10 protein-coding genes and 1 riboswitch are annotated in these 11,854 nt (G+C 69.3%); all 10 genes read left to right on the top strand.

Features of this window, described 5'->3' with window-relative positions:
* Nucleotides 1–141: 141 nt before the first annotated feature.
* A complete protein-coding gene (locus ACPTTC_RS29100; protein ID WP_423394943.1) occupies nucleotides 142–1,275 on the top strand; it encodes a hybrid sensor histidine kinase/response regulator in 1,134 nt (377 codons plus the stop codon).
* Nucleotides 1,276–1,398: 123 nt separating this feature from the next.
* Entirely contained in the window at nucleotides 1,399–3,075 is a 1,677-nt protein-coding gene (locus tag ACPTTC_RS29095) for a methyl-accepting chemotaxis protein (RefSeq protein WP_423394942.1), read from the top strand.
* Nucleotides 3,072–3,584, top strand: coding sequence for a chemotaxis protein CheW (locus ACPTTC_RS29090; RefSeq protein WP_226195135.1), 513 nt, complete (start codon nucleotides 3,072–3,074; stop codon nucleotides 3,582–3,584). The genes ACPTTC_RS29095 and ACPTTC_RS29090 overlap by 4 nt, the downstream gene beginning before the upstream one ends.
* Nucleotides 3,581–4,987 carry a CheR family methyltransferase gene (locus ACPTTC_RS29085; protein WP_423394941.1) on the top strand — a complete coding sequence of 469 codons (1,407 nt, stop codon included), beginning with the start codon at nucleotides 3,581–3,583 and terminating at the stop codon, nucleotides 4,985–4,987. The genes ACPTTC_RS29090 and ACPTTC_RS29085 overlap by 4 nt, the downstream gene beginning before the upstream one ends.
* Before the next feature lie 46 nt (nucleotides 4,988–5,033).
* Nucleotides 5,034–5,741, top strand: a complete 708-nt coding sequence (locus ACPTTC_RS29080) for a chemotaxis protein CheW (protein WP_175965871.1) — start codon at nucleotides 5,034–5,036, stop codon at nucleotides 5,739–5,741.
* Nucleotides 5,738–8,047, top strand: a complete 2,310-nt coding sequence (locus ACPTTC_RS29075) for a hybrid sensor histidine kinase/response regulator (RefSeq protein ID WP_423394940.1) — start codon at nucleotides 5,738–5,740, stop codon at nucleotides 8,045–8,047. Before ACPTTC_RS29080 ends, ACPTTC_RS29075 begins: the two co-directional genes overlap by 4 nt.
* Complete coding sequence (locus ACPTTC_RS29070; protein ID WP_423394939.1) at nucleotides 8,044–9,063, top strand: chemotaxis response regulator protein-glutamate methylesterase; 1,020 nt, start codon at nucleotides 8,044–8,046, stop codon at nucleotides 9,061–9,063. Before ACPTTC_RS29075 ends, ACPTTC_RS29070 begins: the two co-directional genes overlap by 4 nt.
* 85 nt (nucleotides 9,064–9,148) lie before the next feature.
* A riboswitch (Fluoride riboswitch) is annotated at nucleotides 9,149–9,252 on the top strand.
* Nucleotides 9,253–9,331: 79 nt separating this feature from the next.
* On the top strand, nucleotides 9,332–10,573 hold the full coding sequence (locus ACPTTC_RS29065) for a voltage-gated chloride channel family protein (protein WP_423394938.1): 1,242 nt from the start codon (nucleotides 9,332–9,334) through the stop codon (nucleotides 10,571–10,573).
* A 45-nt stretch (nucleotides 10,574–10,618) separates the two neighbouring features.
* A complete protein-coding gene (locus ACPTTC_RS29060; RefSeq protein WP_423394937.1) occupies nucleotides 10,619–11,278 on the top strand; it encodes a shikimate kinase in 660 nt (219 codons plus the stop codon).
* Entirely contained in the window at nucleotides 11,275–11,853 is a 579-nt protein-coding gene (locus ACPTTC_RS29055; RefSeq protein ID WP_423394936.1) for a hypothetical protein, read from the top strand. Before ACPTTC_RS29060 ends, ACPTTC_RS29055 begins: the two co-directional genes overlap by 4 nt.
* The last annotated feature ends 1 nt before the right edge of the window (nucleotide 11,854 follow it).

Here is an 11,854-nt window from a genome sequence, read left to right as displayed (position 1 = left end):
GCGGAGGTAATGCGGCCGCTAACGGGGAGAAATCGGCGTCCGGAGCCCTGCAAGGCAGTGCCGACAGGCCAAGTCGGCAAAATCAGGCGGGTTTTTCAACCGCCAAAATAAGATAGCGTCCAAGTCTGATAAGCAACTCCTATGAAAGAATCGATTGGAGAATCGGCGTTTGAAACTGTATTCATGAAAGAATCGAGCGGTGATAATGCCTCGGATTGTCTTGAATCGGGGTTATCGGTCCTTCTCGTCGACGATCAACCGTTCGTCGGTGAGGTGATCCGCCGCGCGCTGCGCAGCGAACATGACATCGACCTGCACGTGTGCACCGACGCGCACCGGGCGATGGCGGTCGCGCGCGACGTGAAGCCGACGGTCATCCTGCAGGATCTCGTGATGCCGGAGATCGACGGCCTCGATCTGGTCCGCGCGTGGCGCGCGGACGCCGCCACCGCTCGCGTGCCGATCATCGTGCTGTCCGCGAAGGAGGAGCCGATCGTCAAGCGCGAGGCATTCATCGCCGGCGCGAACGACTACCTGGTGAAGCTCCCCGATGCGATGGAACTGGCCGCCCGCATCCGCTATCACTCGAATTCTTACCTGATGTCCCGGCAGCGCGACGAGGCGCTCGATTTCCTGTCGCACGACATGCGTTCGCCGCAGACGTCGATCCTCGCGCTGCTCGACGTCTACCGGAACGAGCACGGCGAGATGCCCGCGATCATGGAGCGCATTGCCGGCCATGCGCGGCGCGCGCTCGCGCTTGCCGACGGCTTCATCCACCTGACCCGCGCGCAGTCCGAGCGCCGCGCGCACGAGGTGGTGAGTCTCAACGAGATCGTGCTCGATGCCGTCGACCAGCTGTGGGAGAAGGCGGCCGGGCTTGGCAGCCGGGTCGCCGCGCACGTGCCCGATACCGAATGCGTGACGATGGGCGATCGCATGATGCTGACGCGCGCGGTCGCGAACCTGATCGACAACGGGCTGAAGTACGGCCCGGCCGGCACGGACGTGTACTGCACGCTGAGCAGCGAGGACGGTGCATGGCTGATCGGTGTCGAGGATACCGGCGCCGGGATCGCGCCGGAGCAGCGCACGGCCGCGACCGAGTCGTTCGTGCAACTCGAATCCGCGCATGGCGCGGCGCGCGGCGGCTTCGGCCTCGGGCTCGCGTTCGTCCGCGCGACGGCGGCGCGGCATCGCGGCCAGATCCTGATGCGCAATACGGCGCGCGGCTTCATGGTCGCGCTTCGGCTGCCGGCGCAAGCGGAGCGGTGATTTCGCGGCGCGGCCTGCCGGCGCCGCGCTGCCCGCAGACCCCGATGCGCTCGTGGCGCGCCGTCCGGCGCGCAGGCGGGCGCGGATTTTTTCAACGCTGATTTTAGAAAGCCCATAACGAACATGGCCACCGTGACGCCCCGCGCGACCAATGAAAGCCTGCATCCGACGATCGGCGCTGCCCGGCTGACGCTCGGCAATCGCATCCTGCTCAGCTTCGGCGTGCTGTTCGTGCTGATGCTGGTGACGGCCGGCGTCTCCTACGAGCGACTGCGCGCGATCAACAGCGAAGCCGTCAGCATCGAGCGCGACTCGCTGCCCGGCGTCTACCTCGCGGCGTCGCTGCGCGGCTCGGTCAACGAATCGTTCGCGCTGCTGCAGCAGGCAACGTTCGTCGACACCGACCCCGAAGCCGTACAGCGCGATCTCGCGAAAATCGCCGACGCGCTGAAGGAGGTCGAGTCGCTGTCGGTCGATTACCAGAACACGACGTTCCGCGACGACGACCGTCAGCGTTTCGCGACCTTTCGCAGCGCCTACGACCGCTACCAGCCGCTGCTGAACGAAGCCGTGCAGAAACACCGCGTATCGCACGACGAGGCCGTTGCCGCCTACGCGAAGGTGCAGCCCGTGTGGGTCGAGGTCGTGCGCAATGCCAATACGCTGGTGCAGGAGAACCGCAAGTTCGCCGACCAGTCCGCGAAGCTGATCCGCGATTCCGTGCAGGACACCGAGGTCGTGCTCGCGACCGCACTGGCGGTGATGCTGCTGTCCGCGATCGCGCTCGGCTATTTGCTGTTCCGTTCGGTCACCGTGCCGATGGCGCGGCTCGTCGAAGTGCATGACGTGATGCGCACCGGCAACCTGACGCGCCGCCTCGACCTGCGCCGCCGCGACGAATTCGGCACGCTCGAGACGGGCTTCAACCGGATGGCCGACGAGCTGACCGAACTCGTCTCGCGCGCGCAGCAGTCGTCGCTGCAGGTGACGACGTCGGTCGCCGAGATCGCCGCGACGTCGCGCGAACAGCAGGCAACCGCGAACGAAACCGCGGCGACGACGACCGAGATCGGCGCGACCTCGCGCGAGATCTTCGCGACGTCGCGCGACCTGTTGCGCACGATGAACGAAGTGGCCGGCGTGGCCGAGCAGTCGGCGACGCTCGCGGGCGTGAGCCAGAGCGGGCTCACGCGGATGGGCGAGACGATGCGCAGCGTGATGGACGCGGCCGGTTCGGTGAACGCGAAGCTCGCGATCCTCAACGAGAAGGCGCTGAACATCAACCAGGTGGTCGCGACGATCACCAAGGTGGCCGACCAGACCAACCTGCTGTCGCTGAATGCGGCGATCGAGGCCGAGAAGGCCGGCGAGTACGGCCGCGGCTTCGCGGTCGTCGCGACCGAGATCCGCCGGCTCGCCGACCAGACGGCGGTGGCGACCTACGACATCGAGCAGACGGTGAAGGAGATCCAGTCGGCGGTGTCGGCGGGCGTGATGGGGATGGACAAGTTCTCCGAGGAAGTGCGCCGCGGAATGCTCGACGTGCAGCAGGTCGGCGGGCAGCTGTCGCAGATCATCGCCGAGGTGCAGACGCTCGCGCCGCGTTTCCAGATGGTCAACGAAGGCATGCAGACGCAGGCGAACGGCGCCGAGCAAATCACGCAGGCGCTGTCGCAGCTGTCGGAAGCCGCGCAGCAGACGGCCGAGTCGCTGCGTCAGTCGTCGCAGGCGATCGACGACCTGACGCTCGTCGCGAACCAGTTGCGCACCAGCGTGTCGCGCTTCAAGGTCGACGCGTGACGCGCGCCGATACGCAGCACGGCGCCCACGCGCTGTTCCTGATATTCGCGCTCGACGGCGAACGCTATGCGCTCGACGCGGCCGGCATCGACGAGGTGCTGCCGCTTGCGGTCACGAAGGCCGTGCCCGGCGCCCCCGAATGGATCGCCGGGCTGCTGATGCGCGGCGGCCAGCCGGTGCCGGTGATCGACGTGCCGATGCTGGCGCTCGGGCGCCGCGCGCATGCGTTGCGCTCGACGCGGCTCGTGATGGTCCGCTATCGCACGGACGAAGCGAACGGCGAGCGTACGATCGGGCTGATCGTCGAGCGTGCGACGCAGACGATGCGGATCGACCGCGCGGCGTTTCGGCCGAGCGGCATCTCGACCGCGCGCACGCGCTGGCTCGGGCCTGTCGCGAATACGCCCGATGGCGTCGTGCAGCAGGTATCGGTATCCGACCTGATCGACGACATCGCGCACCTGTATCTGTTCGACGGCCTGCCGGGCCATGGGGGAGAGTCCGCATGAAAGAGTCCGAATCGCGATTTCGCGGCTGGCTGCTGCGCGAGACCGGCATCGACCCCGATTCGCTCGGCAACGATTTCCTGACCCGCGCGCTGACGGAACGCGTGCACGCGCTGCAGGCGGACGGCGAGCGCCTGCCGTCGGCGGCGCGGCCGCCCGTGACGCAGGACGCGCTCGACGCCTACTGGCAGCAGCTCAACGCGTCGGCCGACGAACGGCGTGCGCTGATCGAGCTGTTCGTCGTGCCCGAGACCTGGTTTTTCCGCGACCGCGAGGCCTTCGCGACGCTTGCGCGGCTTGCGGCCGAACGGCTCGCCGCGCTGCCCGGCCGGGTGATCCGCGTGCTGAGCGCACCGTGTTCGACGGGCGAGGAGCCGTATTCTGCGGCGATGGCGCTGCTCGACGCGGGGCTCGACCCGGCCAGCTTCACGATCGACGCGATCGACCTCAGCGCGCGCGCGATCGAGCAGGCTCGGCTCGGCCGCTACGGGCGCAACGCGTTCCGCGGCACCGCGACGGAGTTTCGCGCGCGGCACTTCACGCCGACCCGCGACGGCTGGCTGCTCGACGAGCGCGTGCGCGCGTGCGTGCAGTTCAGTCAGGCGAACCTCGTCGAACCGGCCGTGGACACGGGCATTCGCTACGATTTCGTGTTCTGCCGCAACGTGCTGATCTACTTCGATCGCGACGCGCAGGATCGCGTGATCCGCTCGCTCGACGCGCGCCTGGTCGACGACGGCGTGCTGTTCGTCGGGCCGGCCGAGACGGGTGTCGCGATGCGGCACGGGATGCGCTCGGCGCGCGTGCCGCTGGCCTTCGCGTTTCATCGCGAGACCGCGGGCGCGGCGCCGGACGTATTCGCGGCCCGGCCGGCGGCGCCGTTCTCAGCGGCAGCGCCGTATCGGCGCGCGGAGCGCTTCACGGTGGCACCGCTCGCGGCGACCCGCTCGGTGCTGGCGGTCGCACCGCCGGCCTGGCTCGGCGACACGCGTCAGCCGGTCGCGGCGCCGCCGGCCGTGCGCGCGGCCGCGTTCGACGCACGGGGCGACCGGCCGGTGACGGCGGCCGAACCGGCCGCGTCGCTCGCCCCGGCTGCCGAAAGCGCCGCACCGACGCTGGAAGATGCGCAGGCGCTGGCGAATGCCGGCGCGTTCGACGAGGCCGAGCGCGTGCTCGCGCAGTTCTCGGCGCGCGTCGGGCCGCATGCCGATGCGTTCTACCTGAACGGGCTGATCGCGGATGCGCGCGGACGCGCCGCGGAAGCCGGCGACTTCTACCGGAAGGCGCTGTACCTGCGGCCCACGCACCACGAAGCGCTGACCCATCTTGCGACGCTGCTCGACGTCGGCGGCGATCGCGCGGGCGCGCAATGGCTGCTCGAGCGCGCACGGCGCTCGGCCGGCTGACAAGACTACGGGTTGGGGACCGACACCGCGATGACCAGAGGAATTCATGAACCGCGCCGCCGCTGCCATTGACGAGACGACGATCGGCGTCGACGATTGCTGGAACCGGATCGGCACGCGTGGCGACCGCACCTGCGAGCGGCTGAACGACTGCCTGCGCTGCCTGAACTGCCCGGTGTACGCATATCACGCGGCGAAGCTGCTCGAGCGTCCGCTCGACGGGGCCGAGATGGCCGACACCACGCGCCGGATGAGCGCACCCGGCGCGCCGCACGTGCACGACGCCGATGCCGATACGCATCACGCGGCGCTGGCATTCCGCGTGGCCGACGAATGGCTCGCACTGCCGATCGGCGTGCTGCGCGAGATCGCCGGCACGCGGCCGATCCATTCGCTGCCGCATCGCCGCAATTCGGCCGTGCGCGGCGTGGTCAACATCCGCGGCACGCTGCGCATCGCGATCTCGATCGGCGCGCTGCTCGGCCTCGGCGCCGGCAAGGGCGGCAGCGGCGGTGACGATGGCCGCTTCACGCGCTTGCTGGTGGCTGCACACCAGGGCGAGCCGGTCGTGTTTCCGGTCGACGAAGTCGAGGGCGTGCTGCGCTTCGGCGCCTCCGACTGGGTGCCCGTCCCGGCGACGGTCGGGCGCGCGAGCGCCGGCCTGTCGCGCGGCGTGCTGTCGTGGCGCGGCAAGTCGGTGGGCCTGCTCGATGACGACCGCCTGTTCGACGCAGTCACACGGAGCATGCGATGAGCGGCGATGACGATCTGAGCCACCTGTCGCTGCTCGAACTGTATCGCGAGGAGACGCGCACGCAGACCCAGGCGCTGTCGGAGCGGCTGCTCGCGCTCGAATCGGGCGAACCCGATTCCGTCGCGCTCGAGGCATGCATGCGCGCCGCGCATTCGCTGAAGGGCGCCGCGCGCATCGTCGGCGTGCCGCTCGGCGTCGAGATCGCGGGGCGGATGGAAGAGTGCTTCGTCGCCGCGCAGGCCGGCACGATCGCACTGACGGCCACGCACGTCGACGTGCTGCTGGCGGGCGTCGATCTGCTGGTGCGCGTCGGCGATCCGCAGGGGCAACCCGTGACGCAGACGGAGATCGACGTGTTCGCGGCGGCGCTGACCGGCGCCGATGGCGTGCAGACGATGCAGGCGCCGTCCGCCGTCCCGCCGCCGGTTCCACCGTCGGTCGTGCCGTATCGCGAGCACGACGGCGCCGCGAACGAGCCCGTCGGGGCCAGCGCCGCGGTGCCGCCGCTTGCCGTGTCGGCCCCGGTGCCCGATCCGGCCCAGGCCGGCCGCGTGGCCGGCGCCGGCGCGATGCGCCGCGTGCGTGCGGATACGCTGAACCGGCTGCTGAGCCTGTCGGGCGAGTCGCTGGTCGAATCGCGCTGGCTCAAGCCGTTTGCCGAGTCGATGCTGCGCGTGAAGCGTGCCCAGCGCGACGCGGCCCGGTCGCTCGATTTGATATACGAACAATTCGCCGACGATCTCGACGCGGGCATGCTCGCGTCGATGAACGAAGTGCGGCACATGCTCAACGACCTGCAGCGTTCGCTCGCCGAGCGCATGGACGAATTCGACCGCTTCGAGCGGCGCAGCACGCATATCGCCGAGCAGCTTTACGACGAAGCGCTGCAGTGCCGGATGCGGCCGTTCGGCGACGCGACGCGCGCGTACCCGCGCATCGTCCGCGATCTTGCGCGCTCGCTCGGCAAGCAGGTGCGTTTCTCGATCGTCGGCGAGGGCACGCAGGTCGACCGCGACATCCTCGATCTGCTCGACGCGCCGCTCGGCCACCTGCTGCGCAACGCGATCGATCACGGCGTCGATTCGCCGGACGCACGGCGTGCGCGCGGCAAGCCGGCCGAGGCGAGCGTGACGCTGGAGGCGCGTCACAGCGCCGGCTCGCTGCTCGTCAGCGTGATCGACGACGGCCCGGGCGTCGACATGGACGCGCTGCGCGCGGCCGTCGTGCGCCAGCGCTTGACCGACGACGAGACGGCCGCGCGGCTGTCCGATCCGGAGTTGCTCGAATTCCTGCTGCTGCCGGGTTTCTCGATGCGCGATGCGGTGACCGACGTGTCGGGCCGCGGCGTCGGCCTCGACGCGGTGCAGGAGATGGTGCGCGGCGTGCGCGGTGCGGTGCGGATCTTCAACGAACCGGGCGCGGGCATGCGCTTCGTGCTGCAGTTGCCGCTCACGCTGTCGGTGATCCGCAGCCTGCTCGTCGAAGTGGGCGGCGAACCGTATGCGTTCCCGCTCGCGCACGTGCGCCGCACGCTCGAACTCGCACACGACGATATCGACGTGCTCGAAGGGCAGCCGCATTTCCCGTTCGACGGCCGGCGCGCGGGCCTCGTCGCTGCGCACCAGTTGCTCGATGCGGGCGAGCCCGACGTCGCGCGCACGAGCACGGCCGTCGTGGTGGTCGGCGGGGAGCCCGAGTTGTACGGCGTCGCGGTCGACCGCTTCCTCGGCGAGCGGATGCTCGTCGTGCAGCCGCTCGACAGCCGCCTGCACAAGATCCAGAACATCGCGGCCGGCGCGCTGCTCGAGAACGGCGACCCGGTGCTGATCGTCGACGTCGAGGACCTGATCCGCTCGGTCGACAAGCTCGTGCGCGGTGGGCAGCTCGCGCGGCTCACGCGTGATCCGCAGCTCGCGCTCGCCGACCGGCGCCGCCGCGTGCTCGTCGTCGACGATTCGCTGACGGTGCGCGAACTCGAACGCAAGCTGCTGGAAAAGCGCGGCTACGACGTGACGGTGGCGGTCGACGGGATGGAAGGCTGGAACGCGGTGCGCGGCGAAGGGTTCGATCTGGTCGTCACGGACGTCGACATGCCGCGCATGGACGGCATCGAGCTCGTCACGTTGATCAAGAGCGATCCGATGCTCAAGCGCTTGCCGGTGATGATCGTGTCGTACAAGGATCGCGACGAGGATCGCCGTCGCGGGCTCGATGCGGGCGCCGACTACTACCTCGCGAAGAGCAGCTTCCACGACGAGGCGTTGCTCGACGCCGTCCACGACCTGATCGGGGACGCGCGCGGATGAACATCGGCATCGTCAACGACTTGCCGCTCGCCGTGGAGGCGCTGCGCCGCGTGCTCGCGCTGCGCACGGACCATCGCGTGCTGTGGGTCGCAACCGATGGCGACGAGGCGGTGGATTTCTGCGTCGCGCATCCGCCCGATCTCGTGTTGATGGATCTCGTGATGCCGAAGGTCGACGGCGTGGCCGCGACACGCCGGATCATGGCGCGCTCGCCGTGCGCGATCCTGATCGTGACGGCGAGCGTCAGCGCGAACACGTCGTCGGTCTACGAAGCGATGGGCGCCGGCGCGCTCGATGCGGTCGACACGCCGACGCTCGCGCTCGGGCTGTCGGCCGATGCATCGCCGCAGGCGCTGCTCGCGAAGATAGACCAGATCGGCCGCCTGCTCGAAAGCCGGACCGCGGCGCTCGTGCCGCCGGGGCCGGCGCCGGAGCGTGGCCAGCCGACGCTCGTCGCGATCGGCGCGTCGGCGGGCGGGCCGACCGCGCTGACCGCGTTGCTGCGTGCGCTGCCGGCCGACTTTCCGGCGGCAATCGTGATCGTCCAGCACGTTGACCAGGCGTTCGCGCTCGGGATGGCCGAGTGGCTCGACGGGTATACGCGGTTGCCGGTGCGCGTCGCGCGGCAGGGCAGCGTGCCGCAGGCCGGCGAGGTGCTGCTCGCGGCGACCAACGATCACCTGTACCTGTCGCCGCGCGGGGTGCTCGGCTATACGCGGCATCCGGTCGAGACGCCGTACCGGCCGTCGATCGACGTGTTCTTCAACAGCGTCGCGGATGGCTGGCAGGGCGAAGCGTTCGGTGTGCTGCTGACGGGCATGGGGCGCGACGGCGCGCTCGGCCTGAAGGCGATGCGCGCGAAGGGCTGCTACACGATCGCGCAGGACGAGGCGACCAGCGCCGTCTACGGGATGCCGAAGGCGGCCGCGGCGATCAACGCGGCGTCGGCGATCCTGCCGCTCGAGCGGATCGCGCCTCAGCTGATCTCGCGCATCACGCGGCCGCTGCGCGACTGACGGCGCCCGACCGGCGTCGCGATGCCGCGTCGTTCCGGGGCGCCGGCGGCCGCATTGCGGGCGGCGCGGGGCGTCGCGTACAATGGCGGCCAGCGGAGATGGCATGCCTCCCTGCGGTCGTACTCGGCGCGTTGCGCACGGTGCGGCCCTCAACCGCCGGTTAGCCCGGCTGATGATGCCTGCGTGTTCCTGGGTCGTCAGGAGGTCGCAGGCCGTCCATGCGGTATTCTGCCGCCCAGGTTTTGATGTTCCGTCGAATCTGGAAATCATGTTTTTCTCGACTTCTGCCGATCTTCTCGCGACCGTGCGCTACGTGTGCCGCTGGCTCGCGCTCTCGGCCCTGCTTGGCACGCTGGCCGGCACGGCTTCCGCCCTGTTCCTGATCGCGCTCGACTGGGCGACCGGCACGCGCGTGGCGCACCCGTGGCTGCTGTGGGGGCTGCCGGCCGCCGGTTTTGCGACCGGCTGGATCTACCATCGCTTCGGCCAGTCCGTCGCGCGCGGCAACAACCTGCTGATCGACGAGATTCACGACCCGAAGGCGCTCGTGCCGAAGCGGATGGCGCCGCTCGTGCTCGTCGCGACCGTCGTCACGCACCTGTTCGGCGGCTCGGCCGGCCGCGAGGGCACCGCCGTGCAGATGGGCGGCGCGCTCGCTGATCGCGTCACGCACGTGTTTCGTCTCGATCGCGACCATCGCCGCGTGCTGCTGATGGGGGGCATCGCGGCCGGTTTCGCATCGGTGTTCGGCACGCCGCTTGCGGGCGCCGTGTTCGGGCTCGAAGTGCTCGCGATCGGGCGCGTGCGGTACGACGCGCTGCTGACCTGCGTCGCCTCGGCGATCGTCGCGGACGCCGTATGTCGCGCGTGGGGCGTGCATCACACCGCCTATGCGATTCCGTTCGTGCCGGCCGTGTCGGCGACGGGGCTGGCCGTGACGGTCGTCGCGGGCATGGCGTTCGGCGTGGTCGGGCGGCTGTTCGCGTTTGCGACGCATGCGCTGACCGCGTGGTTCAGGCGCGTCGTCCGCTATGCGCCGCTGCAGCCGGTGCTCGGCGGCCTGCTGGTTGCCGCGGCCGCCACCGCGTGGAACGTGCCGCAATATCTCGGCCTCGGCATCCCGACGATCGAGGCCGCGTTTCATGGCCCGCTGGCGCTCTACGATTTCGCGGGCAAGTTCGCGTTCACCGTCGTCACCCTCGCGTCGGGGTTCAAGGGCGGTGAAGTGACGCCGCTGTTCTACATCGGCGCGACGCTCGGCAACGCACTCGGCCAGGTGCTGGCGCTGCCGGTGCCCGTGCTGGCGGGGCTCGGCTTCGTCGCGGTGTTCGCCGGCGCGGCCAATACGCCGATCGCGTCGACGATCATGGCGATCGAACTGTTCGGCGCGGATATCGGCGTGTATGCGATCGTCGCGTGTGTCGTCGCGTATCTGTTCTCGGGGCACGCGGGCATTTATCGCGCGCAGCGCGTGGCGGTGGGGAAGGGCGCGCAGGCGGAAGCGGAGTGAGGCGGGCGCGGAAGCCGGATTCGTCGCGGCGCCTCCGGGAACGCGATGCATGCGATGTCGAAGGGGGGCGTGTTGTTGCTGGTACATCTGATCGGGCCGGGCGGTGCCGGCAAGACCACAGTCGGGGCGATTGTCGCGGCACGTCTGAACTGGCGGTTCGTCGACGTGGATCAATGCTTTCTGGCCGCGCATGGGAACATCGCCGATTTCATCCGGCGCCGCGGCTATGCCGAGTACGCGTCGTACAACGTCCGGCTGTACGAGCGCCTCAAGCACGACTTGTCGGCACCCACGATCTGCGCGATTTCGTCCGGTTTCATGCTGTATCCGGCCGATGTCGCGCCGGCCTATCCGGCGCTTCGCCGCGGCATCGAGGAGGACGGATTCACCGCGCTCCTGTTGCCGTCGTTCGATCTCGAACGCTGCGCGAAACTGGTCGTGGGCCGGCAAATGTCCCGGCCGTATCTGAATGCGAATGAAGCCGACGAGATGCGCAAGATCCGCGATCGGTTCCCCGCGTTCATGCGCCTGAACTGCAAACGGTTTGCGAGCGACCGACCGCCCGAACACGTGGCGGCCGACATTGAACGCTTTATCGTGGCGTCGATGCCGTCGAGTGAACGCGGTCCGTATCCGGTAGCGGGCGATCGTTCGACGCATCCACGCGGTACCCAAGGCGACGGAAGCCGGGAGAACATCCCATGACGCTGGAAGACTTTCTGATCGAAGCGCGGCGCCTTGCCAGGCCATGCCATCAATACCGCTTCGCGCAAGACGGCGAACCCGTCACCGGCTACTGGCATGGCGTCGAGGCAGGCGCGTTGTGCCTTTCCGTCGAGCGCGGCGGCACATGGCTGAACGTGTATCTCGACGAGGACGGGATATCAGGCCGCGTGGAAACCGCCGCGCGGCCGGCCCAGTCCGAACACCCGCTGTACCGATCCGAAGCAACGTCGCTTCCGCCGATCGACGCTGTGTTCCGCTTCGGTTCCGCCGCGATCGAAGCGTATCTCGACGCGCATGGCTGGCAACGCGACTGGGGATTCAACAGCAACTTCAAGGGCGTCGCGGCGCACGACTACGCGCGCGCGTGGATGGCGCAATGCCCGCTCTACACGGGCGGGGTGGTCGCCGTCGCGGGCGGGTGGAACATGCCCTGGCCCGACGACGACGAGCCGATCGACCTTGATCTTGTCCTCTGGACCTTCGAGGAATCGGAGCCGTGGGTCGAGGTGTTTTTTGACGGCAGCCGGTACGCGGTGATCCAGCGGATCACCTAGC

It is taken from the genome of Burkholderia mycopellens (assembly GCF_964265025.1).
GTDB lineage: Bacteria > Pseudomonadota > Gammaproteobacteria > Burkholderiales > Burkholderiaceae > Burkholderia.
The sequence above is the reverse complement of the archived record's forward strand: the minus strand, read 5'-3'. Positions and strand labels throughout refer to the sequence as shown.

Excerpts from the sequence above, each read along its gene's own strand:
- ACPTTC_RS29060 (WP_423394937.1), top strand. The coding sequence starts at position 10,619 with ATGCATGCGATGTCGAAGGGGGGCGTGTTGTTGCTGGTACATCTGATC.
- ACPTTC_RS29070 (WP_423394939.1), top strand. The coding sequence starts at position 8,044 with ATGAACATCGGCATCGTCAACGACTTGCCGCTCGCCGTGGAGGCGCTG.
- ACPTTC_RS29055 (WP_423394936.1), top strand. The coding sequence starts at position 11,275 with ATGACGCTGGAAGACTTTCTGATCGAAGCGCGGCGCCTTGCCAGGCCA.
- ACPTTC_RS29065 (WP_423394938.1), top strand. The coding sequence starts at position 9,332 with ATGTTTTTCTCGACTTCTGCCGATCTTCTCGCGACCGTGCGCTACGTG.
- ACPTTC_RS29100 (WP_423394943.1), top strand. The coding sequence starts at position 142 with ATGAAAGAATCGATTGGAGAATCGGCGTTTGAAACTGTATTCATGAAA.
- ACPTTC_RS29080 (WP_175965871.1), top strand. The coding sequence starts at position 5,034 with ATGAACCGCGCCGCCGCTGCCATTGACGAGACGACGATCGGCGTCGAC.
- ACPTTC_RS29085 (WP_423394941.1), top strand. The coding sequence starts at position 3,581 with ATGAAAGAGTCCGAATCGCGATTTCGCGGCTGGCTGCTGCGCGAGACC.
- ACPTTC_RS29075 (WP_423394940.1), top strand. The coding sequence starts at position 5,738 with ATGAGCGGCGATGACGATCTGAGCCACCTGTCGCTGCTCGAACTGTAT.
- ACPTTC_RS29095 (WP_423394942.1), top strand. The coding sequence starts at position 1,399 with ATGGCCACCGTGACGCCCCGCGCGACCAATGAAAGCCTGCATCCGACG.